The organism is uncultured Faecalibacterium sp., from assembly GCF_900066275.1.
In the GTDB taxonomy this organism is placed as follows: Bacteria; Bacillota; Clostridia; order Oscillospirales; family Ruminococcaceae; genus Faecalibacterium; species Faecalibacterium taiwanense.
Window position 1 is genome coordinate 1425 of record NZ_FMFG01000035.1, and the last position, 24728, is coordinate 26152.

23 protein-coding genes, 1 rRNA gene and 1 other annotated feature (1 of these 25 only partly in view) are annotated in these 24728 nt (G+C 55.4%); of the genes, 8 read left to right on the plus strand and 16 right to left on the minus strand.

The genetic code is table 11. The features are described 5' to 3' along the window. Window positions 1-1629: a sequence feature (mutual gap in cmsearch alignment for this rRNA model is longer than 100), on the plus strand (it extends 1323 nt beyond the left edge of the window). Window positions 1630-1755: 126 nt separating this feature from the next. The 6 genes from rrf to QZL71_RS10485 all read left to right on the plus strand — a co-directional run bounded on the left by rrf (window position 1756) and on the right by QZL71_RS10485 (window position 7568). Continuing rightward, a 5S ribosomal RNA gene (gene rrf, locus QZL71_RS10460) occupies window positions 1756-1872 on the plus strand. Between the two features lie 394 nt (window positions 1873-2266). Further along, the gene (locus tag QZL71_RS10465; RefSeq protein WP_294648691.1) at window positions 2267-3610 is read left to right on the plus strand and encodes an MATE family efflux transporter; all 1344 of its coding nucleotides are present in this window, start codon (window positions 2267-2269) and stop codon (window positions 3608-3610) included. Between the two features lie 170 nt (window positions 3611-3780). Continuing rightward, on the plus strand, window positions 3781-4506 hold the full coding sequence (locus QZL71_RS10470; RefSeq protein WP_154261051.1) for a YkgJ family cysteine cluster protein: 726 nt from the start codon (window positions 3781-3783) through the stop codon (window positions 4504-4506). A gap of 189 nt (window positions 4507-4695) precedes the next feature. Continuing rightward, window positions 4696-5727 (plus strand): ABC transporter substrate-binding protein, encoded by a 1032-nt coding sequence (locus QZL71_RS10475; RefSeq protein WP_044953360.1) that lies wholly within the window; start codon window positions 4696-4698, stop codon window positions 5725-5727. 112 nt (window positions 5728-5839) lie between these two features. Next, on the plus strand, window positions 5840-6781 hold the full coding sequence (locus tag QZL71_RS10480; protein ID WP_097775413.1) for an ABC transporter permease: 942 nt from the start codon (window positions 5840-5842) through the stop codon (window positions 6779-6781). Continuing rightward, complete coding sequence (locus QZL71_RS10485) at window positions 6774-7568, plus strand: ABC transporter ATP-binding protein (RefSeq protein WP_005939014.1); 795 nt, start codon at window positions 6774-6776, stop codon at window positions 7566-7568. The genes QZL71_RS10480 and QZL71_RS10485 overlap by 8 nt, the downstream gene beginning before the upstream one ends. A gap of 110 nt (window positions 7569-7678) precedes the next feature. Here the strand turns inward: QZL71_RS10485 and QZL71_RS10490 are convergent, their stop codons facing one another. From QZL71_RS10490 to QZL71_RS10500, 3 genes are read right to left on the minus strand one after another with little or no spacing between them, the layout of a single operon-like run. Further along, entirely contained in the window at window positions 7679-8692 is a 1014-nt protein-coding gene (locus QZL71_RS10490) for a restriction endonuclease (protein WP_294648693.1), read from the minus strand. After that, window positions 8590-9960, minus strand: a complete 1371-nt coding sequence (gene rlmD / locus QZL71_RS10495) for a 23S rRNA (uracil(1939)-C(5))-methyltransferase RlmD (protein ID WP_294648695.1) — start codon at window positions 9958-9960, stop codon at window positions 8590-8592. Before rlmD ends, QZL71_RS10490 begins: the two co-directional genes overlap by 103 nt. Before the next feature lie 12 nt (window positions 9961-9972). Beyond that, a complete protein-coding gene (locus QZL71_RS10500; RefSeq protein WP_005939008.1) occupies window positions 9973-10833 on the minus strand; it encodes an AraC family transcriptional regulator in 861 nt (286 codons plus the stop codon). Window positions 10834-11063: 230 nt separating this feature from the next. On the opposite strand from QZL71_RS10500, the gene QZL71_RS10505 reads away from it, so the two are divergent. After that, entirely contained in the window at window positions 11064-12356 is a 1293-nt protein-coding gene (locus QZL71_RS10505; protein ID WP_294648697.1) for a galactokinase, read from the plus strand. A gap of 67 nt (window positions 12357-12423) precedes the next feature. On the opposite strand, the gene QZL71_RS10510 is transcribed toward QZL71_RS10505, so the two are convergent. The 11 genes from QZL71_RS10510 to rpsF form a co-directional block, all read right to left on the minus strand. Continuing rightward, window positions 12424-12783, minus strand: coding sequence for a hypothetical protein (locus tag QZL71_RS10510; protein ID WP_005939003.1), 360 nt, complete (start codon window positions 12781-12783; stop codon window positions 12424-12426). A 47-nt stretch (window positions 12784-12830) separates the two neighbouring features. After that, entirely contained in the window at window positions 12831-13289 is a 459-nt protein-coding gene (locus QZL71_RS10515; RefSeq protein ID WP_097775417.1) for a hypothetical protein, read from the minus strand. A gap of 281 nt (window positions 13290-13570) precedes the next feature. Then, window positions 13571-15034 carry a 4-alpha-glucanotransferase gene (gene malQ / locus QZL71_RS10520; protein WP_294648699.1) on the minus strand — a complete coding sequence of 488 codons (1464 nt, stop codon included), beginning with the start codon at window positions 15032-15034 and terminating at the stop codon, window positions 13571-13573. Window positions 15035-15049: 15 nt separating this feature from the next. Further along, window positions 15050-15892, minus strand: a complete 843-nt coding sequence (locus QZL71_RS10525; protein ID WP_294648701.1) for a carbohydrate ABC transporter permease — start codon at window positions 15890-15892, stop codon at window positions 15050-15052. After that, window positions 15892-16743, minus strand: a complete 852-nt coding sequence (locus tag QZL71_RS10530) for a carbohydrate ABC transporter permease (protein WP_005938991.1) — start codon at window positions 16741-16743, stop codon at window positions 15892-15894. The genes QZL71_RS10525 and QZL71_RS10530 overlap by 1 nt, the downstream gene beginning before the upstream one ends. A 103-nt stretch (window positions 16744-16846) precedes the next feature. Next, entirely contained in the window at window positions 16847-18187 is a 1341-nt protein-coding gene (locus tag QZL71_RS10535) for an ABC transporter substrate-binding protein (protein WP_294648703.1), read from the minus strand. A gap of 71 nt (window positions 18188-18258) precedes the next feature. After that, window positions 18259-19266: a LacI family DNA-binding transcriptional regulator gene (locus tag QZL71_RS10540; protein WP_294648705.1), complete on the minus strand. Its 1008-nt coding sequence runs from the start codon at window positions 19264-19266 to the stop codon at window positions 18259-18261. 354 nt (window positions 19267-19620) lie between these two features. Beyond that, entirely contained in the window at window positions 19621-20337 is a 717-nt protein-coding gene (locus QZL71_RS10545) for a hypothetical protein (protein WP_145945650.1), read from the minus strand. Between the two features lie 155 nt (window positions 20338-20492). Beyond that, window positions 20493-20750, minus strand: a complete 258-nt coding sequence (gene rpsR / locus QZL71_RS10550; RefSeq protein WP_015538096.1) for a 30S ribosomal protein S18 — start codon at window positions 20748-20750, stop codon at window positions 20493-20495. 46 nt (window positions 20751-20796) lie between these two features. Beyond that, window positions 20797-21279 carry a single-stranded DNA-binding protein gene (ssb, locus tag QZL71_RS10555; RefSeq protein WP_005938982.1) on the minus strand — a complete coding sequence of 161 codons (483 nt, stop codon included), beginning with the start codon at window positions 21277-21279 and terminating at the stop codon, window positions 20797-20799. A 30-nt stretch (window positions 21280-21309) separates the two neighbouring features. After that, window positions 21310-21594 carry a 30S ribosomal protein S6 gene (gene rpsF / locus QZL71_RS10560; RefSeq protein WP_005938979.1) on the minus strand — a complete coding sequence of 95 codons (285 nt, stop codon included), beginning with the start codon at window positions 21592-21594 and terminating at the stop codon, window positions 21310-21312. Between the two features lie 329 nt (window positions 21595-21923). On the opposite strand from rpsF, the gene QZL71_RS10565 reads away from it, so the two are divergent. After that, window positions 21924-23120, plus strand: coding sequence for a cation:proton antiporter (locus tag QZL71_RS10565; protein ID WP_005938977.1), 1197 nt, complete (start codon window positions 21924-21926; stop codon window positions 23118-23120). Window positions 23121-23180: 60 nt separating this feature from the next. Here the strand turns inward: QZL71_RS10565 and QZL71_RS10570 are convergent, their stop codons facing one another. Together QZL71_RS10570 and QZL71_RS10575 are read right to left on the minus strand one after the other, a co-directional pair. Next, complete coding sequence (locus QZL71_RS10570) at window positions 23181-24056, minus strand: UTP--glucose-1-phosphate uridylyltransferase (RefSeq protein ID WP_294648709.1); 876 nt, start codon at window positions 24054-24056, stop codon at window positions 23181-23183. Window positions 24057-24124: 68 nt separating this feature from the next. After that, the coding region (locus tag QZL71_RS10575; protein WP_294648707.1) for a DUF2628 domain-containing protein at window positions 24125-24728 on the minus strand (604 nt) is incomplete at its 5' end.

The window sequence follows — 24728 nt, forward strand, 5'->3', positions numbered from 1 at the left end:
TTACATGCTGGGTAGGGGAGCGTTGTATACGCGGTGAAACAGTAGCGCAAGCGGCTGTGGAGTGTATAGAAGTGAGAATGCCGGAATGAGTAGCGCGAATGCAGTGAGAATCTGCATGGCCGAAAGCCTCAGGTTTCTGGAGGAAGGTTCGTCCGCTCCAGGTTAGTCGGGAGCTAAGGTGAGGCCTAACGGCGTAGCCGATGCACAGACGGTAGAGATTCCGTCACCACCAAAAGAGTTAAACACAGGGACACATATGAAGTCTCGGAGCCGGGTGTTGGTTCCGGTAGCGATCGAGGGAAATTAGTACCGAAGTCCGGGATGGAAGATGGCGAGAAAAGCTGTGTGTATTTCTGCGGTGCCCGTACCGCAAACCGACACAGGTAGGTAGGAAGAAGATTCTAAGGCCAACGGGAGAAGGGTTGTTAAGGAACTCGGCAAATTGACCCCGTAACTTCGGGAGAAGGGGTGCTGCAGCAATGCAGCCGCAGAGAATCGGCCCAAGCAACTGTTTACCAAAAACACAGGTTTGTGCTAAATCGAAAGATGACGTATACGAGCTGACGCCTGCCCGGTGCTGGAAGGTTAAGAGGAGATGTGCAAGCATTGAATCGAAGCCCCAGTGAACGGCGGCCGTAACTATAACGGTCCTAAGGTAGCGAAATTCCTTGTCAGGTAAGTTCTGACCCGCATGAAAGGCGTAATGATTTGGGCACTGTCTCAACAGCCCGCCCGGCGAAATTGTAGTACCGGTGAAGATGCCGGTTACCCGCGACAAGACGGAAAGACCCCATGGAGCTTTACTGTAGCCTAATATTGGGTTTCGATGTTGCATGCACAGGATAGATGGGACACAGGGAAGCAGGTGCTTTGGCGCTTGTGGAGTGGCCGTTGGGATACCATCCTTGCGATATTGGAATTCTAACCTGCGCCTTTGAATCAAGGCGGGGGACATTGTTAGGTGGGCAGTTTGACTGGGGCGGTCGCCTCCTAAAGAGTAACGGAGGCGTTCAAAGGTTCGCTCAGCTTGAACGGAAATCAAGCAAAAGAGTGCAAACGCAGAAGCGAGCCTAACTGCGAGACTGACGGGTCGAGCAGTAACGAAAGTTGGAGTTAGTGATCCGGTGGTATGTGAGTGGAAATGCCATCGCTCAACGGATAAAAGTTACCCTGGGGATAACAGGCTGATCTCCCCCAAGAGTCCACATCGACGGGGAGGTTTGGCACCTCGATGTCGGCTCATCGCATCCTGGGGCTGTATTCGGTCCCAAGGGTTTGGCTGTTCGCCAATTAAAGCGGTACGCGAGCTGGGTTCAGAACGTCGTGAGACAGTTCGGTCCCTATCTGTCGTGGGCGCAGGATATTTGATGGGAGCTGTTCCTAGTACGAGAGGACCGGAGCGGACGTACCTCTGGCGCACCAGTTGTTCTGCCAAGAGCATAGCTGGGCAACTATGTACGGATCGGATAAACGCTGAAAGCATCTAAGCGTGAAGCCGACCCAAAGATAAGATATCCCATTGTTTCAAACAAGTAAGACCCCTTGAAGACTACAAGGTTGATAGGCACGATGTGTAAGTGGAGTGATCCATTCAGCAAGCGTGTACTAATAGGTCGAGGGCTTGACCACAATTCGCTTGAGACTCTGAGAGTCAACGAAAAAATGTAAGCAGTGATTATTCAGTTTTGAAGGCACGTCCTTCTACAAATACTGGACAAAGTACGACAAACATGTTATACTGGTTCAGTCAGATCGGTCGGTGTCGATGACGGTGAGGTTCCACCTGTTCCCATTCCGAACACAGAAGTTAAGCTCACTTGTGCCGAAGATAGTTCGCTGGAAACGGCGCGTGAAAATAGGTAGTCGCCGACTTGAACAAAAACGCTTCAGAAGAAATTCTGAAGCGTTTTTCTTTTGTCTTGAAACTGTTTTAGGAGAAAACAGAAAGGCAGGTATGCTTTGAAAATGATGTGAGCATTGAAGATGAAACAGACTGGAAGAGAAGGGCGCAATTTCATGCAGAGTGAAGCGAAAAGTTTTATGATGTGTTTGTGCTTTATCTATTGAACAAACAAAAACCTTAAATGAATTCATGGTGGCTCGGCTGTTCTGACCTTTTGGCACGACCGGGCCGCTTTATTGTAATAAAACCTTGACTCTTCAGTCGTTGTAGGGTTTACTATCTATAACGGAAAGGAGCTGCCCGGTCTGGCAGTGTAAGCTCTGTACATTCGGCAGAGAAGAGGGAAGCCGGGCAGAAAACATTATGGAAAAAAATCTGACCAGCGGAAGTGTGTTGAAAAGCATTTTGTTTTTTTCACTGCCCTATCTGCTTTCGTACTTTTTGCAGACGCTGTACGGCATGGCGGATCTGTTCATCATCGGGCAGTTTGAAGGTGTGGCCAGCACAACGGCGGTGTCCATTGGCAGTCAGGTGATGCATATGATCACTGTGATGATCGTGGGCCTTGCCATGGGAGCAACGGTCACTATTGGCCGGGCCGTGGGCGCAGAGAACAAACCTCGTGCGGCCCGGCTCATTGGCAACATAGTCACGCTGTTTATGGCAGGATCTGTGGTACTGGCAGCTGTGCTGGTAGGGCTTGTGAATCCGATCGTACGCATTGTCTCCACACCGGAGCAGGCCGTGGCGGCCACTCGTACCTACCTGATCATCTGCTTTATCGGCGTTCCATGCATCACGGCGTATAATATCATGGCATCGATCTTCCGCGGGCTGGGCGATTCCAAAAGCCCGATGTACTTTATTGCGGTGGCCTGTGCAAGCAACATTGCGCTGGATTATCTGTTCATGGGCGCGCTGCATCTTGGCCCTGCCGGTGCAGCGCTGGGTACCACTCTTTCTCAGCTGGTCAGCGTGATCATCTCGCTGGTCGTGATCCTGCGCCGTAAGAGCGGCATCCACCTTTCGGGTGCGGACTTCAAGCCGGAACGCAGTGCACTTGGCGAGATCCTTTCCATTGGCATACCGGTGATGATGCAGGACGGCTTTATTCAGGTATCTTTTATGATCATCACCATCATTGCCAACCACCGAGGCCTGACCGATGCCGCCGCCGTGGGCATCGTGGAAAAGATCATCAGCTTTTTGTTCCTGGTGCCCAGCTCCATGCTGTCCACTGTATCGGCACTGGGCGCGCAGAACATCGGTGCCGGCAAGCACGACCGTGTGGATGCCATTCTGCGCTACGCCATCGGCATTGGCCTGACCTTTGGACTGATCGTGGCAGTAGCAGTGCAGTTCATTGCACCGTCGGTGGTGCGGCCCTTCACCTCGGACGAGGCTGTGGTGCTGGCCGGTGCATCTTACATCCGGGGTTATATTTTTGACTGCCTGTTTGCAGGCGTGCAGTTCAGCTTCAGCGGCTATTTCTGCGCCTATGGCAAGTCCGGGCTGTCCTTCCTGCATAACACGCTGTCCATTCTGCTGGTGCGCGTGCCGGGTGCCTACCTCGCATCCAAGTTTTTCCCGCAGACGCTGCTGCCCATGGGTCTTGCTTCGGCCTGCGGTTCGCTGTTCTCCATTCTGGTGTGCGTGATCGCTTACCACTGGCTCAAGCGGCAGCAGAAAGCGGTGCTGCATGGCTGAGCGGGAACCGTTCCAAATCGGTGAGATGGCATAGACGTACCGCCTGAGTGTGGGCGCGCTGCGCCACTATGAGCTGCTGTCAAGCGTACAGCAGCTTTTTTGTTGCACAAAAACCGGCCCTGCGGTACAATAGACCTGTTATTTATTATGCAGGAAAGAAGAGAGAACAGATGCGAGACCACCATATCGACCTGTGCGGCCAGATCGATTTTACCCGTACCGAGGCAATGCCCCTGCTGGCGCGGGATGCACATTTCAGCTTTGCGTGCAATGGCTGCGGCGACTGCTGCCGTGGCAGAGAGGACATTGTACTTTCAGGCTTTGACCTGTGGCGCATTGCAGCCCGGCTGCGCCTGCCGCCGCAGATCGTGGCGCGGGGATATTGCCGGGCCAGCATTGGCACGGTGAGCCATTTGCCGGTGCTGCGTCTGGCCCCGGTGAAGGAGAACCGGAACAACTGTCCCTTCCTTACGGGAGACCACTGCGCCATCCACGATGCCGAACCGCTGGTGTGTGCTCTGTACCCGCTGGCGCAGGAGATCAGCAGGAAAGGACAGGTGAGCTATTTTCTGCAGCCAACCGGCTGCGGCGGGCAGGTGATCGAGGCAAGGGTGGAGGACTATCTTGCTTGTTACGATGTCCCGGCCCGGGAACAGACCGATGTGCGCTGGGCGCAGACCTGCATGACACTGGAAGACACGGTGGAACAGCTGGGTGCGCAGCTCAGCCCGGTGCTGGTGCGCCGGATGCAGGACAAGCTTTGGCAGGCGCTGTATTTTGGCTACGACTATGCCGCACCGTTCTTGCCGCAGCTGGAGAAAAACCTGCACTGGCTGGATGCTGAATTTGCAAAACTGACGGAATATCAGCAAAAACGGAATAACGCATCAAAATAATCGATCGATATATTTGATGCAATCGATAATAAAGGCCGTTTTAGGGCAAAAGTGAGTTGTTTTACCGTGAAATGTGTGATATACTTCACGAGTGTAAAGCGAGACTGTACGAGCCTTGCATACAAAACATAGCTTTCCGGTGCGGTACCTGTAGGCCGCACACGCAAAGAGATAGAGGAGATAAACATTATGCGTAAAATCACTCGTCGTTCGTTTCTGGCTGCTGCCGCTGCCTGCGGCGCAGCTGCTGCCCTGACTGCCTGCGGCGGTTCTTCTGCATCTTCTGCAGCTGCTTCTTCCGCTGCGCCTGCATCCTCCGCTGCTGCTTCTGCTGCAGCCGATGGCCAGAAGTTCACGATCGGCATCTGCCAGTTGGTGCAGCATGCCGCTCTGGATGCCGCTACGCAGGGCTTTGAGGATGCTCTGACTGCTTCCTTCGGCGAGAACGTCACCTTCGATTTCCAGAATGCACAGGGCGATTCCGCTACCTGCGCTACCATCACCAACGGCTTCGTTTCCTCTGGTGTGGATCTGATCATGGCCAATGCTACGCCCGCTCTGCAGGCTGCACAGTCTGCTACCGACAGCATTCCGGTGCTGGGCACCTCTGTTACCGAGTACGGTGTGGCTCTGGGCCTGACCGATTTCGACGGCACCGTGGGCGGCAACATTTCCGGCACCTCTGATTTGGCCCCGCTGGATCAGCAGGCTGAGATGATCGTGGAGTGGATGCCGGAGGCCAAGAAGGTTGGCCTGCTGTACTGCTCTGCTGAGGCAAACAGCCAGTATCAGGTGGATGAGGTCCAGAAGTATCTGGAGGAAAAGGGTGTCACCGCTACCCAGTACGCTTTCTCTGATTCCAACGACCTGTCCTCTGTCTGCCAGAAGGCTGCCGACGAGAACGACGCACTGTATGTGCCCACCGATAACACTGTTGCTGCAAACACCGGCATTGTGGACGGCATCTGCCGCCCGGCCAAGAAGCCCGTGTTTGCTGGCGAAGAGGGCATCTGCGCCGGCTGCGGCGTGGCTACCCTTTCCATCAGCTACTACGATCTGGGCTACACCACTGGTGAGATGGCAGTGAAGATCCTGAACGGCGAGGCTGATATCTCCACCATGCCCATCGAGTACACCGATGTGACCAAGAAGTACAACAAGACTATCTGCGACGATCTGGGCCTGACCGTTCCCGACGGCTACGAGGAGATCGAGGGCTAAAATACTCCGGGAAACCAAACAGAAAATCAGCGGAGAAGGGTAAAAAGTGCTCTTCTCCGCTTTCCCGTATCAAACGGGAAGTAAAAAAGTGTAACGTTTAGGAGGAATTGTTTTGGAAATCATTGCAAGACTGGCAAACCTGCCGGGCGCTTTGCCGGGTGCCTGTGCACAGGGCCTTATCTGGGGTATCATGGCCATTGGCGTGTACCTGACCTACCGTATTCTGGATGTGGCCGATCTGACCGTGGACGGCTCCTTTGGCACCGGCGGTGCAGTGTGCGTCATGTGCCTGCTGTCCGGCCAGAACGTCTGGGTCTCCCTGCTCATGGCGCTGCTGGCAGGCCTGCTGTCCGGCTTCGTCACCGGTGTCCTGCACACATTTATGGGCATTCCGGCCATCCTTGCCGGCATCCTGACTCAGCTTTCGCTGTATTCCATTAACCTCAAAATCATGGGCAAGGCCAATCAGGCCATCAACGTGGACAAGTACAATCTGCTGATCTCCCTGCGCTGGGTCAAGGAGTTCGCTCTCCACAACCCTATCGTTATGATCATCATTGTCACAGCGGTGCTGATCGGCATTCTGTACTGGTTCTTCGGCACCGAGCTGGGCTGTGCCATCCGTGCCACCGGCTCTAACCCCGCCATGTCCCGTGCGCAGGGCATCAACACTAACTTCAATATCGTGCTGGGTCTGGCTGTGTCCAACGGTCTGGTGGCGCTGTCTGGCGCTCTGCTGAGCCAGTATCAGGGCTTTGCAGATGTCGGCATGGGCCGTGGCGCGATCGTCATTGGTCTGGCTGCTGTCATCATTGGCGAGGCTCTGTTCAGCCGCATCTTCCACAACTTTGCACTCAAGATGGTTTCTGTCTCTCTAGGTGCCATCATCTACTACATTGTCATTCAGCTGGTGCTGACTCTGGGTTTCGATGCCAACCTGCTCAAGCTGCTGAGCGCTTCTGTGGTGGCTGTTTTCCTTGCCGTGCCGTACTGGAAGGGCAAGTACTTCTCGAAGCCGGTGAAGAAGGCAAAGGAGGATGCAAAAAATGCTTGAGATCCAGAATGTTTCCAAGACCTTTAACGCTGGCACGGTCAACCAGAAAACTGCCCTGAACGGCCTGAACCTGAAGCTGAACGAGGGCGATTTCGTTACCGTGATCGGCGGCAACGGTGCAGGCAAATCCACCATGCTGAACGCAGTTGCCGGTGTGTGGCCGGTGGACGAAGGCAAGATCATTATTGACGGTGTGGATGTGACCCGCCTGAGCGAGCATCAGCGTGCCGCTTACATCGGCCGCGTGTTTCAGGACCCCATGACCGGCACTGCTGCCACCATGCAGATCGAAGAGAACCTTGCCCTGGCTGCACGCCGCGGCAAGCCCCGCACCCTGCGCATTGGCATTACCAAGGCAGAGCGCGAGCAGTACCGTGAACTGCTCAAGACGCTGGATCTGGGTCTGGAAGACCGCCTGACGGCCCGTGTGGGCCTGCTTTCCGGCGGCCAGCGTCAGGCACTGACCCTGCTGATGGCTACCATGAACAAGCCCAAGCTCCTGCTGCTGGACGAGCACACCGCTGCGCTGGACCCCAAGACCGCGCTCAAGGTGCTGACCCTCTCGGCCAAAATCGTGGAGGAAAACCATCTCACCACCATGATGATCACCCACAACATGAAGGATGCCATTAAGTATGGCAACCGCCTGATCATGATGTACGAAGGCCATATCATCTATGATGTTTCCGGTGAGGAAAAGAAGAACCTGCACGTCTCCGACCTGCTGGCAAAGTTCCAGATCGCCAGCGGCGGCGAGTTTGCAAATGACCGCATGATTCTGTCCTGATAAATTACAAGGTTAAAATGCAAAGCGCCTGTCCCGGAAAAAACCGGGACGGGCGCTTTTTATGTATGTTTACCAATTCAAGAGCAAGGCACAATCATCAATCTTTTTTGTCAATCGGGGAAATAATCGCTGTCGATACGTTTGATATAATAGGTCTTCTCAACGGATACACCAATACTGTATTCGATCATCAAAGTGGTCAGTTTTTGCCCGTCTACAAGAATGATATGCTGTGCATTGGCAAAATCTTTAGCACCTTGAGAAAATTTGGCTGTTGTAATGAATAGCCCTTTCTCAATCTTCGGCGGTCCCATCATAGCTCCAGCAAATTTTTGTAATTCCGGTTTCCCAATCGTAGTGCTGGGATCCCAGCGTTTTGCCTGAATATAAATCAAGTTAAATCCAAGTTTGTCCTCATGAATGATGCCGTCAACACCGCCGTCTCCGCTGTACTTTGTAACAAAACCATCGCCATAATCCATGGCTTTCATTAAATCAACAACCAACTGTTCAAAGAATGCCGGAGACTGCTGCATAACCTCGGAAAGTAAATCATCTGCAAGCTGCTCGTTGATAAGGGAATAAGTGCGCTCCAGAGTTTCCTGCGGAGTATCTGACACAGTTGAAGAAGGTGTTCCGTCCAAAGCAGAAGGAGTTGCTATAGAAGCTCCACTTACAAATGCAGAGAAGGCAGGATACCTGTTCTTGAGAAGATCATTTGTAATTTGAACACCACTTGCTAATAGGTTCAGGCCTTCTTTCGTAATAATATAGATGCCGCGTCGTGGAGAATCAATCAAACCTGCCTTTTTTAGATAAGTTTTTGCCCAGTTGACGCGATTATCAAAGGTGGGCTGGCGTTGGCTTGGAAGCCGCTCGGCAAGTTCTTCTGTGGTTAATTGAAGCTTTTGAGAGATGATTTTCTTTACATCTTTTGAAGAATGCGGGGCACCGTCCTGAATCGCAAAGAGGAACAGCGAGTAAAGTTCATTATATTTTGGAATAGCCATTTTTTCAAACCTCACACCTTGGAAAAGCTCAGCACGCATTCGCAATGCCGTGTTCTTGGAAACAGATCCACCGGCTGCACCTTCTCTGCGTGATATCCATTTTGTTCCAGCCATGCAGCATCTCTTGCGGCGGTGGCGGGGTTGCAGCTGACGTAGACCACCCGGCGGGGAGACATGCGCACGACAGCGGAAAGGGTGGCTTCGTCGCAGCCCTTGCGGGGAGGGTCGAGCATTACGATATCCGGGTGAAGGCCCTCAGCGGCAAGGCGGGTGGCGGCCTGACCGGCATCTGCGCAGAAAAATCGGCTCTTTGCGGCCACATCTGCACCCATGCGGGCAGCGTTAGCCTTGGCACTTTCAATGGCTTCCGGTACGATCTCCACACCGATCAGCTCACGGCAGTGCGCTGCCATGGAAAGACCAATGGTGCCCATGCCGCAGTAGAGGTCCAGCAGCAGGTCGTCCGGGGTAAGCTGAGCATACTGGGCGGCAATGCCGTAAAGCTGCTCAGCAGCAAGGGTATTGACCTGATAGAAGGAAAGCGGGCCAAGCTGCACCGGAACACCGCACAGGGTGTCTTCAATATACCCCTGCCCATACAGGGTGTGGGTCTCGGTGCCAAGAATTACGTTGGTGTTTTTAGCATTTACGTTCAGCAGGATCGTGGTGATCTCTGCAAATTGAGCTTTCAGCCGGGTGCAAAGCTCTTCAGCGGAGGGCAGCTTGGCACGGGTGCAGACAAGGCAGACCATGATCTGGCCACTGTGAGCGCCGCGCCGCAGAAAGATATGACGCACAAGGCCCCTGCCGGTCTCCTCGCTGTACGGCTGGATGCCCTTTTCTGCAAAAAAAGCGCACAATGCGTTGCCGATCTCATTCAGCACACCGGGCTGCAGGCGGCAGTCCGGGCAGGGGACGATGCGGTGGGTGCGCCCGGCGTAGAAGCCGATACAGGGCTTACCGCTTTTGTCCACGCCCACCGGGAACTGCACCTTATTGCGGTAGCGGTTCACTTCCAGCGAACCCACAATGGGCAGAACAGGCACATCCAATCCTCCGATGCGGGCAAAGGCATCTGCAACATTCTCCTGCTTGGCGCGCAGCTCGGCAGCATAGTCCAGATGCCGCAGGCTGCAGCCGCCGCAGGGGCCTGCCACGGCACAATCCACCGGGATACGGTCCGGCGAAGGAGTGAGCACCTCGTCCAGAATACCGAAGGCGTAGCGCTTGCAGTCCTTAACGATGCGCACCCGGGCTTCGTCGCCGGGGGCGGCACCGGGAATAAACACGGCCTCACCGTCTGGGCTGTGTGCTACGCCGCTGCCATCGCTGGAAAGACGCTCTACGCGCAGGGTGAGAACTTGATTTTTCTGTAAGGGCATGAAGGGTCTCCTTTACTGGTGGTCAGGGCCGTCGGCGGGAGCATCAGCCTGCGCCGCAAAATACTTGCTGGGCGGCACGCCCTTGGCGCGCTTGAATACCCGCGAGAAATAGAACTGGTCAAAGAAGCCTACCGACACCGCGACCTCGGCAATGGAAAGGTTGCCTGCGCGCAGCAGCTTGCAGGCTTCGTTGATGCGGTATTCGGTAAGATAATCGATGGGGCTTTTGCCTACGTTCAGCATGAACACGCGGTACAGGTGACTGCGGGAGACACCTACGCTTTTTGCCACATCATCAATGGAAATATCGTGTGAATAATTGAACTGGATGTACTTGATGGCGTTGAGCACATACTGGCTGGAAGAGGAAGCCGTGTGCGGTTTGCCAGCGCTGGTCTCCTTCATCAGAGAAGCGATGAAGAGATAAAGGTAGCCCACCATGGCGGCTTCATCCTGCGGCTGCAGCCCGCGGGAGGAATAAATGTTGGCCAGAGCGGCACGCATCCCATCGGGGTCGTGGGTGTGATGCACCGGCGAGTCGTCGGTGAAGGGGAGCTGCGCGGCTAGTTTGTGGGCACACGCACCGTTGAAGCCTACCCAGCTGTACTCCCAAGGCTGCTGCTCATCGGCAGTATACCGGATCAGCTGGCTTGGCCGGGCAAAAAACAGCTGGCCCTGGCTCACTTCCCAGGTGCGTCCGCCCACCTCGAATACGCCCTTGCCGGAAAGTACCAGATGGATCAGGTAATGGTCGCGGATACCCGGCCCCCATGTTTGGCCCGGAGCACAGCGTTCGATGCCGCAATTGAAGATGGAAAGCTCAATATTATTGGTATAATTTTGTTTGAAGGATTGCTTATATACATCTGCCATAGCCGCGTTTCCTCCGCTCTGTCACGTTGTGGGCAGCTTTGTGCCCGATCTTTGGTATAGTATACCACACATCTGCCCGCAAATTCAACAAAAGTACATCTTATTCTTTGAACTGGGTGCCAAAATTCGCGTTTTTTCAGCGTTGGAAATTGAAAAAAGCGGTTGGATGCATTACAATAGACGTAACATACCCATCTATCCCAAAGCAGCATATTGAGGGAGGAATCGTTATGGCAAACAGTGCGCAGCTCCGAAATGAGATCGCGGCGGGCAAATGGGACGATAAGCTCCGGGCACTGTATGGCGATGCGGCGCAGGAGATCTGTCGGCAGCGGGCACGCTACTATGCTGCGCTGGAACAGTTTGAGCTGTACTTTGGGCCGGGCAGGCAGGTGCAGGTTTATTCGGCACCGGGCCGCGCAGAGCTGGGCGGTAACCACACCGACCACCAGCACGGTTATGGCCTTGCGGCGGCTGTCACGCTGGATCTTGTGGCCGTGGCTGCGCACAATACAGACGGCTACGTGCGGGTCAAATCCCGCGGGTTCAACAAGCTGGATGTGATCGACCTGACCGTGGAGGGGCCGCAGGAAGGGGAGAGCACCCACTCGGCCAGCCTGATCCGCGGCATTGCCGAGGGCTTCCGCGCGGCAGGCAAAGCGGTGGGCGGCTTTGATGCATACACGGCCAGTGATGTGCTGCGCGGCAGCGGCCTTTCCAGCTCTGCTGCCTTTGAAATGGGCATGGCTGCCATCTGGAACGGAGAATATGGCTGCGGTCTGGCCCCGGCGGAGCTGGCAAAGATCTGTCAGTATGCGGAGAATACCTATTTTGGCAAGCCCAGCGGCCTGCTGGATCAGCTGACCAGCGCAGTGGGCGGCATTATCTTTGCGGATTTTGCAGATCCCCAGCAGCCGGTTCTGGAAAAGATCCACGCCGACGGCCTGCTGCCGCCGGGCATGAGCCTGTGCGTTACCGATACGCGCGGCAGCCACAGCGAATTGACCGGTGAGTTTGCAGCCATCCGGCAGGAGATGGAGCAGATCGCAGCGTTTCTTGGCAAAAAGGTGCTGGGACAGGTGACGGAGAGCGCATTCTGGGCAGCACTGCCTGCGCTGCGCAAAGCCTGCGGCGACCGCGCGGTGCTGCGCGCCATCCACTATTTTGAAGAGAACGCTCGCACCCTTGCCCAGAGGGACGCGCTGCAGGCCGGACAGTTTGATGCCTTTGCAGCGCTGGTGCTGGAAAGCGGACGTGCATCCTTTGCGCTATGCCAGAATGTCTACTGCAGCACCGATGTGCGGCATCAGGGGCTTTCGGTGGCACTGGCGCTGAGCCAGAGTATCCTGCAGGGCAGCACGGGAGCCTGGCGGATGCAGGGCGGCGGCTTTGCAGGCACCATTCAGGCGTATGTTCCCCAGAGCCTGCTGGAACGCTATCACAGCGAGATCGAGCGGGTATTCGGCAAGGGCAGCTGCTACATTCTGCGTCTGCGGGAGCAGGGGGCAGTGAAAGTGATCTGAAAACAAAAACGCATCTGCAAGATTTTGCAGATGCGTTTTTTGCTATGCTTTATACTGCTGGGAAGGTTCAGAAAACCGGTTTCGGGCCGGGAGCGGACTGAGCCTGCTCTTTCTCTTCTTCCCGGCGCTGCTGATCCGAGATATACTGCACCATGTCCCGCTCCTCGTGGGAAAAATGGAACAGGTCTGCGATGGTATCGTAGGCGCTCACCACGAAGTTGAAGCCTGTCTTTACCACATTGAACAGCAGCATGGGCACAAAGGTGAAAGAAAGTGAGATCAATCCGCCGCTAAAGAAAAGATCGTCCAGACGCAGATTGCTGAAGAAAAGATCCAGCGCATCGCCCAGCGGCCCGCCGCCGGAAATACTGCGCAGCTCTTCTTCGGAAACAGAAATGTATGAATGCGGCATCTGAAGGTTTTTCATGGAGAAAGCTCCTTTCTGACAAGATCGTTCCGGGAATGGGGTCAAACTCAGGCGGCAGCGGTTTCCTCGGCCTGAGCGGCATCAAAGCTCGGCATGGGGTTCACGATCTGATCGTAGATGCTTGTAACGGTACGAATGACGTTCATGACCTGCGAATAGACATAGACACCGGCCAGACCGGCAACGCCCACAGAAGCGATACGGCTCCAGGTGTTCATCTTATCCCAGGTGTGATAGAAGGTGCCGGACAGGCTCAGACCATTCGACAGACCGGACTGCACACGGCCTGCGATGTACCGGAAGGAATAGTTGGTCATCAGCACGAACAGGTTGATTGCTGCATTCTGGCAGAATGTAGCAAACTGATCGGTGTTGAAATAAATATCGTGATTAAAGGCTGAGCCAAGGTAGATGGACTGACCGCCATCCAGATAGGTCATTTCCTCTTCGGAGATAACGGCATAGGAAGCCGGTAAAAGCATGGTATTCTGATTGGGATGATCCATGGTGGAAGAACTCCTTTCCGTAGTGGAATCTGCACAAAGGCAGACAATAATACTATCTGAATTGTAACATAACTGTGTCCAAATAACAAGAGCAGAGATGCGCAAAATCATGATACATTTGTGAACAAACTGTTACAGAAAGGCGGCAAAATCACGGATGTCAGCCCAAAAATGCGCAATATGTCCAGAATCTGGTCCTGAAAAAATGTTCTGTATAAAAAGCAAAAGCGCCTGCACATTCCGGGTGCAGGCGCTTTTATGGGGAGAAAATGATCAGGGAATTACTGTGCCCGTTCGTAGAGCATGGTCAGCTGCGCAATGTGCCCGGCCAGTGCTTCCGGCAAGGGACAGGTGAGCCGCCACTGCCAGTTGGAGCCTTGGGTGCTGGGAGTGTTGATGCGGGCCTCACTGCCCAGATGCAGCCAGTCCGCCAGAGGGATCACAGCGGTATCCGATACACTGGCAAGGCAGGCACAGATCATGGCCTCGGTCAGCTCTTCCGGCTGGCAGCGCAGGTAGCGGCAGGCATAGGCCACATCCTCGGCACTGGCGTTGGTACGCCAGCCTTCGGCGGTCACATTGTCGTGGGTGCCGGTGTACACCACGCTGTTGCGGTGGTAGGTGTGGGGCAGGTAATTGCCGGATTCCCGGCTGTCAAAGGCAAACTGCATGATCTTCATGCCCGGATAGCCGCTGGCAGAAAGCATGGCCTTGACCTCCGGGGTCAGGTAGCCAAGATCCTCGGCAATGATGCCGCCCTCGCCAAGGTTTTCATGCATGGCGTTGATAAAATCGCGGTCAGGGCCTTTTTCCCAGTGGCCGCCCGCCGCCGTTTTGTTCCCGGCGGGAATGGAGTAATAGCTCTCGAAGCCGCGGAAGTGGTCGATGCGCACCACATCGTAAATGGAGGTGGCGTGTTTCATGCGCTGCTTCCACCACGCAAAGCCGGTGGCTTTGTGCGTGGGCCAGTCATACAGGGGGTTGCCCCACAGCTGGCCGTCTGCTGCAAAGGCGTCCGGCGGGCATCCGGCCACCTGGGTCAGATGCATTTCTCCGTCGGTCTGGAACAGCTCCGGGTGGGTCCACAGATCGCTGGAATCCGGGCTGACATAGATGGGAATATCGCCCACCAGACGGACGCCCTTGCCGTTGGCGTAAGCCTTCAGGGCGTTCCACTGGGTGTAGAAGAAGAATTGCACCGCCTTGTAGTAATCCACCGCACCGGCGAGACGCTGTTTTGCGGCAGCAATGGCTTCCGGTTTGCGGCAGCGCAGGTCATCCGGCCAGTCGGCAAGGCCGGCCTGCCCCTGTTCGGCCTTGACAGCCATAAACAGGGCGTAATCCTCCAGCCAGAAGCTCTGCGCCTCGCAGAAGGCTTCATAGGAGGGGGAGGGGGCAGCCAGCAGGCGGTCGGCTGCCTTTTTCAGGATCACAGGCCGCTCGTTGTACAGTGCGCCGTAGTCGATGGGGCCTACAGGCCGTGCGGCGGGCACTTCATCGGCCGTCAGCAGACCGACGTCGGCCAGCAGGCGGTAGTCAATGAAGTAGGGGTTACCGGCAAAGGCGGAAAAGCTCTGATAAGGGCTGTCGCCGTAGCCGGTGGGGCCGATGGGCAGGATCTGCCAGTAGGTCTGCTTTGCATCGGCCAGAAAATCCACGAATGCAAAGGCCTCTTTTCCCAGCGTACCGATGCCAAAAGGCCCCGGCAGACTGAAAACGGGCATCAAAATGCCGCTTGCACGCATAGTGTGCGCACCTCCTTAGCCCTTCACGGCACCTGCAACCACGCCCTCAATGATGTACTTCTGGCAGGTGATGTACAGGATGATGATGGGGATGATGGCAATGATGATGCAGGCCATCATGGGAGCCAGCTCCACACGGCCGTAGCCGCCGCGGAAGTACTGGATGGCCATGGGAATGGTGCGGTATTTCTTGATGTCCAGCACCAGAGTGGGCAGCAGGTAGTCATTCCACACCCACATGGTCTCGAGGATGGCGGTGGAGATCATGGTGGGCTTGAGGATGGGGAATACGACCTTGAAGAAGATCTGAATGGGGTTGCAGCCGTCGATCATGGCCGCTTCCTCAATTTCCATGGGCACGCTCTTCATGAAGCCGGTGAACATGAACACGGCCAGACCGGCACCGAAGCCCAGATAGATGATGCAGATGTTCCACGGGGTGTTCAGATTGAGCTGGTCAGCGGTCTTGGACAGGGTGAACATGACCATCTGGAAGGGCACGACCATGGAGAACACGATCAGCAAGTTCATGAACTTGCTCAGCTTATTGTTCACGCGGGTGAGGTACCAACCGGTCATGGAGCAGCACAGCAGGATCAGCGCCACACTGGTAACGGTGATGACAAGGCTGTAGCCAAGGCTGGAAAGGAAGCCCATCTTGGTGACACCGTAAATGTAGTTGCTCAGGCCCGCAAAGGTCTCGGCGGTGGGCAGCTTGAACACGGTGGAGGTGGTAAAGGTGCCCTCGACCTTCAAGCTGTTCAGCAGGATCAGCACGATGGGGTAAATCCACAGCAGACTCAGCAGCGTCATGATGACGGTGAGGATGTTATCCCACATTTTTTTCTGTTTAGGCATTACTGCTGCACCTCCTTGGAACGGGTAAAGTGGAGCTGGATCAGAGAAATGACCACGACAATCAGGAAGAACACCACAGCCTTCGCCTGACCAATGCCCTTCCACTGGGCACCGGAACGGCCATAGAAGGTGTTGTAGATGTTCAGGGCCAGCATTTCACTGGCGTTGGCGGGTTCGCCTGCGGTCAGGGCAACGTTCTGGTCGAACAGTTTGAAGCTGTTGGTCAGGGTCAAGAAGGTGCAGATGGTCACGCTGGGCATGACCATGGGAATTTTGATCTTGAACAGGATCTCGCGGTCGTTGGCACCGTCGATCTTGGCAGCTTCGATCAGGTCGCCAGGCACGCTCTGCAGGCCGGCAACGTAAATGATCATCATGTAGCCGATCTGCTGCCAGCACATCAGGATGACCAGACCGACGAAACCGGCCTTGGCATCCAGCGCCAGCAGAGGTTTCTGCAGGTTGGCCAGCACACCGTTGAGCAGGATCTGCCAGATGTAGCCCAGCAGGATGCCGCCGATCAGGTTGGGCATGAAGTAGACGGTACGGAAGATGTTGGTGCCGCGGATGCCGCGGGTGAGCACCAGCGCAATGGCAAAGGCGCAGACGTTGATGAGCACGGTGGATACTACAGTGAACGCTGCGGTAAAGCCGAAGGCGTGCAGGAAGGTGGAATCCTGAAATACGTTGATGTAGTTCTGGATGCCCACAAAGGTGGTCTTGCTAACAGTAGTGAACCGCTGGAACGAAAGGTAAATGCCCCAGATGAAGGGCCAGATAAAGCCGATGATGAACGCGAGCAGCGTGGGCAGCACGAACACCGGCCAATATTTGCTGATGGCTTTTTGCATGATGTACCTCCTATATGCGGAGTGGTTAACAAAAAAGGGGAGGCGGGGCGAACTTCTTCGCCCGCCTCCCTGTTCAGTTCTTTTTTATAGACCGATCAGGAGCTTAGCCGTTTGCCAGCTTGTATTCCTTAGCCCAGCCATCGACGAAGGCGGTCACAACGCCGTCCCAGTCGCCGGTGCCTGCTGCGTAAGCGGTCAGAGCGGAACCAACGCCGTTCTTCCACTCTTCAGAAGGCATGGTGGAGAAGCACCAGTCAACACTGGTCTTGCCGTCGGCCACATACTGGTTTGCAATGCCGATCAGGGGGTTGGTGGAGTCCTTAGCCTTCTTGAAGGGGATGACGAAGCCCATCTTGTCAGCCATCGCGCTGGTGCCGGCCTCAGAGGTGACACACCAGTACAGGAAGTCCAGAGTAGCCTGAATGTCGGCATCAGAAGAGTTGTTGTTCACGCACCAGAAGTTCTCGGAACCGGTGCACAGGCCCTGATTCTCCTCGCCATCCACGCCGATGTAGATGGGCAGCATACCCAGGTTGTCGTCGCCCAGATCCTTCACGTCATTGTAAGCCCAAGTGCCGTTCTGGTAGAACACAGCCTTCTTGCCCACAAACTCAGCAACAGCGTCGTCGCCGGTCTTGGAAGCCAGCAGGGTGGGATCGCAGGTGGAATCGGTGATGTACAGATCCCAGATCTGCTTGTAGTTGTCCAGATAAGTGCCCTTGATGGCGTCGGTGGAGCCGATGCCGTCTGCCTTGTACTCGTAGTAGATGGGCAGGTTTGCCAGATGGGTCTTGAAGCGCCAGTCAGAAGAACCGTCCATGCCAGCGGAGGTGAAAGCACCGTCCACGCCCAGCTCAGCCTTGCGTGCCTGAATATCGTCAGCGACCTTCTTCAGATCAGCAAAGCCCTTGATATCGTCCTGCGTGTAGCCGGCGGCGCTCAGCAGTTCCTTGTTATAGATGATGCCGTAGGTCTCGATGACATATGCGATGCTGGTAACAGCGTCGCCATCCTTCAGTGCGAAAGAGTCGCTGGTCAGCTCGCCGTACAGCTGGCTGCCGGACAGATCATAGCAGTAATCCTTCCAGTTTGCCAGACCAACAGGGCCGTTCACCTGGAACAGGGTGGGAGCCTCGCTCTTCTCCATCTCGCTCATCAGGGTGGTCTCGTACTGGCCGGAAGCGGCGGTGACAACGGTCACAGGCACGCCGGTCTCCTTGGTGTACTCAGCGGCCAGATCCTGCCAATCCTGATCCTGCTCGGGCTTGAAGTTCAGGTAGTAGACCTTGCCGTCTGCCTTTGCAGCGGTGCTGGAAGCAGCGGTAGAACTGGCAGCAGAGGAAGCGGTGCTGCTGGAGGAGCCGCCGCAGGCAGCCAGACCCAGAGCAGCGGCGGAAACGCCAGCGGCCTTCAGGAAGTTACGACGAGTAATCATTTTCTTCATAATAAGTTCTCCTTCTTATTAAAAATAAACTATTTCAAAATCTCCGTCCCCTGACGGAGGGAAAACAAAATTTAAATCGCCCTTACGCTTTCGCCCTGCTGCAGCTCCGGCTGCAAGGTGATGGTCTGGGCCGGTGCACCGTGCTCGATCTGCCGCACCAGCAACTCAATGCTCTGCAGCGAGATCTGTTCACTGGGCTGCACAACGGTAGTCAGAACAGGCACACAGTAACGGGACATCGTGATGCCGTCAAAGCCGATCACCGAAACATCCTCCGGCACCCGCAGCCCGGCGCTCGCCAGCGCGCGGATGGCACCTAAGGCAATCACATCGCTCATGGCGAACAGGGCGGTGAAGTCGGCCCGGCGGGCCAGCAGGCTGTTCACGGCGTGATAGGCAGACTCAAAATCGTAGTTGGACAGGCCGTACAACTTATCGTTGAACAGGATGCCTGCGTCCTGCATCGCCTGCTGTGCACCCTCGCGGCGCATCACGCTGGGATAACTGGTGACCGGACCACCCAGCACTGCGATCTTACGATGCCCTTGCTGGATGAGGTAGTCCACAGCAGTGTAGGCTGCAGCGCGGTCATCCACGCCCACCATGGAAAGATTGGGAAAGTCCAGCTCGTCGGAGACCAGTGTGGTCAGCACCGAGGGGACTGTGATGTTGGCAAAGCCTTTTTTGAAGTTGGCTACGCTGCCGCCCAGAAAGATCATACCTTTGGGCTTGATCTCCCGCAGGATCTTTTCGGCGGCATCGATCTCGTTGGCGTTTTCATCCAAATAGGAAACGATGCCATTGTAGCCATACAGGGTGGCGGCCCGCTGCAGCTGGACTAAGAAGTCCGAGAAGAAGAGATTGCGGGTGCCTTTGACCACGAACACCAGACTGCGGGACTGCTGGATCTTCAGCTGCCGTGCATTGGTGTTGGGCACGAACCCGGCCTCCCGCATTACCTTAAGTACATGCTCCTTGGTCTCGGGCCGGACATCGGGCCGGTCGTTGATGACACGAGAAATGGTGCTTACCGAGCAGCCGCTGATCCGGGCAATGTCCTTAATGGTCAGATTCGGCATTTTGTCGGAGTACCTCACTTTCGGTAATAGATTCGGGAACGTTGTCGGGAACGTTTTCAGTGACTATAGTATGGCATAATTTGTATAAAAAATCAATAACCCAAAAGTGTTTTCGTGAAAATTGCATAGCATTCTGAGCTGCTTTTGTGCAGATTGAATTGCGTACAAATCAAAATATGCCGACAGTTCCGCAAATTCCCGGTACAAATCAGAAACAACCGGTAAAACCGTACCGATTTGTAACTTTTCGACATAGAGCAGTGGTTTTATAAAAGGAGAAAGGAAAAAACAATGCCCGGCAGATAACACAGCCTGCCGGGCATTGCATGGTTTAGAAATGGTTTATCCGCTTTTTCAAAAATACGGGTGCTGATAGGGTTCGGGTTCCGGGCCGCAGTACAGGCCAAACGCATCACAGATCCAGTAGCTGCCGTCCTCCATGGGCACGCGGCACCACTGGTGGCTGTACTGGTTCTCGTTCACATGCTCATATGGGATGCCCAGAATGTCCAGACACAGAGCGGTGGCCCGGGCACACCCGGCACAGGATGCTGTGCGCAGTACAAAATAACCGTAGGGGTCGTTGTAATGGTTGGCTTCCATAGAGTAAGCCATGGAGCCATCATCCACCACCGCACGCAGGGCAGAGGCAATGCCGTAAAGCTGGTCTTCCCGGCTCATGAGCGCCAGCGGTGTGACCACCTTCAGCGCTTCCTGATATGCCTGCGCAAACTCCTCATCGGTGCATTTGCGCTTGAGAGACTTGTAGTGGGCCAGCTTGTTGATGGCCACCGGCGACCAGACGGAAGAAAACTGCGCTTCGGTCAAAGAAAGCTCGTCATCACCGGCAATGCCGTCCGCAGAAGGCTTGCGGCCTTCGTCAATGCCGTGGTCAAGATAATGACGCAGCAGTGCACCCTCGTCATTGCCGCATACGGCCGCAACATCCGGATACTGTGCAGCGTAGTATGCGGCATCAAAGGTAGAAAGCGCAGCAGCGGAAAGACCGGTCTGTGCGGCCAGCAGCACACCGGCTGTCAGCGCCGCAAGTCTAAGATACCGTTTTTTCATGACAAAAACCTCCTCAAAAAAGAATAAAACGCCTCCTGAACTCAGTATAGCACATCCGGGCCGGAGGGAAAAGACAAAAAAGCGCTCCCACCTTGTCATCGGTGAGAGCGCTTTGCTGATTGCTGATTATTTTGATTGAGTTGATTCTTTAAAGATTAGTCACTGACGTAGGGCATCAGAGCAACGTGACGAGCACGCTTGATGGCGATGGTCAGTGCGCGCTGATGATAAGCGCAGGTGCCGGTCACACGGCGGGGAATGATCTTTGCACGCTCAGAGACGTACTTACGCAGACGGGGCACGTCCTTGTAATCGATGGTGTCGATACGATCGACACAGAAGCTGCAAACCTTCTTGCGGCCGCGACGCATGGGGCGTGCGGGGCGAGAGCCTTCGGTTCTTTCAAAAGCCATTGCTTATTACCTCCTATTGGATTTTTAACGGATTGACCGTTTCGTGTCAGAACGGCAGGTCGTCGCTGTCGTCGATGACGGCGAAGTCGTCTGCATTGCCGGCAGAGTAGCTGGGAGCTGCCTCCACAGCGGCCGGGCGGGCAGGCGCTGCATTCTGGTAGGCGGGAGCAGAATGATTCTGATAATTTGCTCCGCCGCCTGCATTGCTGTTTTTGGAGCCTGCAAAGTTGATATTGTTGGCTACCACTTCCACAGCGGTGCGGTTGTTGCCGTTCTTATCCTGATACTGGCGGGTCTGAAGACTGCCTTCAATGGCGATCAGACTGCCCTTCTGGAAATACTTGCAAACAAACTCGGCCTGCTGACGCCATGCAACGATATCGATGAAATCGGCCTGACGCTGCTCGCCCTGACGCGCAAAATTGCGGTCACAGGCAATGCGGAAGCTGCACACATTGGTACCCTGCGGGGTGGTGCGCAGTTCGGGATCCGCCACAAGACGGCCCATGATGGCAACAACATTCAACATTTTACGGTCTCCCTTTCTGTCACAGAAGAATTACTCCTCGTGAGCAATGATCAGGCTGCGCATAACACCTTCAGTGATCTTGTACACACGGTCCAGCTCAGCAGGGAAGCTGGGCTCGCTGGTGAAGTCGATCACGGTGTAAACGCCTTCCTCCTCGTCGTTGATGGGGTAGGCCAGACGGCGCTTGCCCCACTCGTCGATGGAATCGATCGTACCGTTAGCCTCGATCAGGGACTTGAACTTACCAACCAGAGCGGCGGTAGCCTCCTCGTCGAGAGCGGCGCTGGTAATCAGCATGGTTTCGTACTTTGCCATTTTGTAGCACCTCCTTTTGGACTTAAGGATCCTGCAATCACAGGACCAAGGGTACACACAAAACGCGGCATCGCGCCTTGTGTGCGGCGTGTCTGTTCAGACAACAATTTATTATAGCAAGCTGTGTGGATTCTGTCAAGCTTTTTCCGAAAAAAGATATAATAAAAAATATTTTGATTTTTTTGTGAAAGAGGAATATAATATAGTGGCTTTCAGAGGATGAACGGCAGGGCAGCCGGGGATCGGCCGTCTCTCTGCTCTCTGTTATCCGTCTTCGAAAGGAATGTATATATGGTTCTGGGAATTTTATAGTAAAGGAAGGATTCTTTGTGTATTCGGTTTTCCGTAACCTGGCAATCATCATCCTCAGCGCAAAGTTCTTTGGTCTGGTGGCCCGCAAGTGCAAGGCCCCGCAGGTGGTGGGTGAGATCCTTGCCGGTTTGATCATCGGCCCCTGTGTGCTGAATCTGGTGCAGACCAGTGATGCCATCTCCACCTTTGCGGAGATCGGCGTGGTCATGCTGATGTTCACCACGGGCCTTGGCACCAATCTGAAGGAACTGATCAAAGCCGGCCCCATCGCCACCCTGGTCGCCTGCGTGGGCGTAGCCGTTCCGCTGGTGGGCGGCACCCTGCTGTACAGTGCGTTCTACGGCTTCTCTGCCGTGGGCAGCCCTGAGTTCTACCGTGCCCTGTTCATCGGCACCATCATGACGGCCACCAGCGTGTCCATTACGGTGGCAACCCTGCAGGAGCTGGGCCACCTGAAGAGCTTTCTCGGCACCACCATCGTCAGTGCCGCCGTCATTGATGATGTCATCGGCATCGTAGTCCTCACCTGCGTACTGGGCGCAAGCTCCGGCACCGGCACGGGTCTGGGCAAGGTGCTCATTAATACGGTGCTGTTCTTTGCCACTGCCGTGGGCGTGGGCGTTGTGGCTCACTTTGCTATGACATGGCTGGACAAGCGCAATCCCCACACCCAGCGCATCACCATCGTGAGCATGGCGTTCTGCTTTGCCATGGCCTACATCGCCGAGGAATACTTCGGCATTGCAGATATCACCGGTGCCTATATCGCCGGTATCGTTCTGTGCACCATGGACGATGCCCCCTACGTGGAGCGCCGCGTGGATATCAGCAATTATATCATTTTTGCGCCCATCTTCTTTGCATCCATCGGCCTCAAGACCGACATCAGCGGCCTGACGCCGGAAATCTTCCTGTTCTGTGTCTGCTTCGTCATTGTAGCACTTATCACCAAGATCATCGGCTGCGGCCTTGCGGCCAAGATCTGCCGCTTCAACTGGGGCGACTCCCTCAAGATCGGCGTTGGCATGATGACCCGCGGCGAGGTGGCACTGATCGTGGCCCAGAAGGGCCTGGATGTCGGCGTGGTGGACTCGGTCTACTTTACCGCTGTGATCCTGCTGATCGTGGTGTCCAGCGTGGCAACTCCGCTGGTGCTCAAGGCACTCTTTACCAAGATGCCGCCGCAGAAGCACCCCAGTCAGGTAAATGGGTAAACAATAAAAAAGATCCTCCGACAGGTCTGCCGGAGGATCTTTTTGTTTTCAGGATAAAAGTTACAGTGTCTTGCAGAACTCCTTCAGGTAAGCGCGGAATTCTTCGCCGATCTCCGGATGCTGCAGGGCCAGCTCCACCTGAGCTTCCACCACCTTGAGCTTGTTGCCCATGTCGTAGTGCTTGCCGGTGAACTCTACAGCCGTCATGCCGCCGCGGGTGCGGGCATACTCGGCCATGGCATCGGTCAGCTGGATCTCGCCGCCTGCGCCGGGCTTGGTGTGGGCAAGGATATCGTAGATCTCCGGGGTCAGCAGCACGCGTCCCAGAATGGAGTAGTTGCTGAACTCCTGTCCCTTCTTGGGCTTCTCGATCATGTCGTCCACAAAGAAATAGTTGTCGTGGATGGGGGTGGTCTTCAGGCTGCAGTACCGGCTCACATCTTCCCATGGCACTGCGGAAACGCCTGCCACCGGGAGGCCGAACTCCTCATAGGCGCGGATCAGCTGAGCACAGACCGGGTCCTCGCCCCAGATCACGTCGTCGCCATAGATCACCACGAAGGGATCATCGCCGGTGAAGGCCTTGGCGGTGTTCACAGCATGGCCCAGACCCAGCGTCTGCTTCTGGCGCACAAAGAGGATGTTTGCCATGTTGGCGATGCCAAGGCACTCTTCCAGAGCCTTTTCCTTGCCGGGCTTTGCCAGCTTTTCTTCCAGCTCAGGGCTGCGGTCAAAGTGATCCTCAATGATGCTCTGGTTGCGGCCCAGAATGATGAGGATATCGGTGATGCCGGAACGCACAGCTTCTTCCACCAGATACTGGATGGCAGGCTTGTCCACGATGGGCAGCATGCCCTTGGGCATGGCTTTGGTGGCGGGCAGCACGCGGGTGCCAAGACCGGCGGCAGGGATGACGGCTTTGGTGACTTTCTTCATCATGATCCATATTCTCCTATTACTATTTTGAAATCCGCAATGCCAGCCTTTGCAGGCGGCATTGTAGATCAGAGCATCCCGGCCAAAGCGTCCAGATTCGGACCCATCAGCACGGTAGCGCAGGCACCCAGCACCATCAGCAGTACAAAGGCACCGATCACACCGGCGATGCTCACGCCGCCCTGCGCAGACAGGACCGCACGGCGCTGGGCAGCGTCCGGGAACTCAGCACGGATGCGGCGGATGCGCTCGGCTGCGCTTTTGCGGTACAGCCACTTGGCGTACAGGGTGCGCAGCATCACCAGCGCAAAGCTGAACACCGTCATAATGCGGGAAAGCACGACGATGGCAGTGCTGCTAATGCCCGCGGTGAGCGGACTGCCGGTGGCCTGCATCATGCTCAGCAGGGTGGGCAGGGCCACCACCAACTCTGCGGCCAGAAAACCAAAGGCCGGCTTCCACGCCTTGCGGTAGAAGAAATAGAACGGGCCGAACACCAGCGCCGAGAAGCACATGGAAATTTTGGTGTGCTGCAGCTGCATCCGGCTGTAATCGTTCAGGTAGACGGGCGCGGCCTTGCCAATATAATCGTTCCAGTCGCTGTAAGGGATGCCGTCGATCAGCTCTTCCTTGCCAAAGGCCGCCTGCACGTTGCGGCGGGGGGGGTCCCCC

Excerpts from the sequence above, each read along its gene's own strand:
- QZL71_RS10465 (WP_294648691.1), top strand. The coding sequence starts at position 2,267 with ATGGAAAAAAATCTGACCAGCGGAAGTGTGTTGAAAAGCATTTTGTTT.
- QZL71_RS10470 (WP_154261051.1), top strand. The coding sequence starts at position 3,781 with ATGCGAGACCACCATATCGACCTGTGCGGCCAGATCGATTTTACCCGT.
- QZL71_RS10475 (WP_044953360.1), top strand. The coding sequence starts at position 4,696 with ATGCGTAAAATCACTCGTCGTTCGTTTCTGGCTGCTGCCGCTGCCTGC.
- QZL71_RS10485 (WP_005939014.1), top strand. The coding sequence starts at position 6,774 with ATGCTTGAGATCCAGAATGTTTCCAAGACCTTTAACGCTGGCACGGTC.
- QZL71_RS10490 (WP_294648693.1), bottom strand. The coding sequence starts at position 8,692 with ATGGCTGGAACAAAATGGATATCACGCAGAGAAGGTGCAGCCGGTGGA.
- rlmD (WP_294648695.1), bottom strand. The coding sequence starts at position 9,960 with ATGCCCTTACAGAAAAATCAAGTTCTCACCCTGCGCGTAGAGCGTCTT.
- QZL71_RS10500 (WP_005939008.1), bottom strand. The coding sequence starts at position 10,833 with ATGGCAGATGTATATAAGCAATCCTTCAAACAAAATTATACCAATAAT.
- QZL71_RS10505 (WP_294648697.1), top strand. The coding sequence starts at position 11,064 with ATGGCAAACAGTGCGCAGCTCCGAAATGAGATCGCGGCGGGCAAATGG.
- QZL71_RS10510 (WP_005939003.1), bottom strand. The coding sequence starts at position 12,783 with ATGAAAAACCTTCAGATGCCGCATTCATACATTTCTGTTTCCGAAGAA.
- QZL71_RS10515 (WP_097775417.1), bottom strand. The coding sequence starts at position 13,289 with ATGGATCATCCCAATCAGAATACCATGCTTTTACCGGCTTCCTATGCC.
- malQ (WP_294648699.1), bottom strand. The coding sequence starts at position 15,034 with ATGCGTGCAAGCGGCATTTTGATGCCCGTTTTCAGTCTGCCGGGGCCT.
- QZL71_RS10525 (WP_294648701.1), bottom strand. The coding sequence starts at position 15,892 with ATGCCTAAACAGAAAAAAATGTGGGATAACATCCTCACCGTCATCATG.
- QZL71_RS10530 (WP_005938991.1), bottom strand. The coding sequence starts at position 16,743 with ATGCAAAAAGCCATCAGCAAATATTGGCCGGTGTTCGTGCTGCCCACG.
- QZL71_RS10535 (WP_294648703.1), bottom strand. The coding sequence starts at position 18,187 with ATGAAGAAAATGATTACTCGTCGTAACTTCCTGAAGGCCGCTGGCGTT.
- QZL71_RS10540 (WP_294648705.1), bottom strand. The coding sequence starts at position 19,266 with ATGCCGAATCTGACCATTAAGGACATTGCCCGGATCAGCGGCTGCTCG.
- QZL71_RS10545 (WP_145945650.1), bottom strand. The coding sequence starts at position 20,337 with ATGAAAAAACGGTATCTTAGACTTGCGGCGCTGACAGCCGGTGTGCTG.
- rpsR (WP_015538096.1), bottom strand. The coding sequence starts at position 20,750 with ATGGCTTTTGAAAGAACCGAAGGCTCTCGCCCCGCACGCCCCATGCGT.
- ssb (WP_005938982.1), bottom strand. The coding sequence starts at position 21,279 with ATGTTGAATGTTGTTGCCATCATGGGCCGTCTTGTGGCGGATCCCGAA.
- rpsF (WP_005938979.1), bottom strand. The coding sequence starts at position 21,594 with ATGGCAAAGTACGAAACCATGCTGATTACCAGCGCCGCTCTCGACGAG.
- QZL71_RS10570 (WP_294648709.1), bottom strand. The coding sequence starts at position 24,056 with ATGAAGAAAGTCACCAAAGCCGTCATCCCTGCCGCCGGTCTTGGCACC.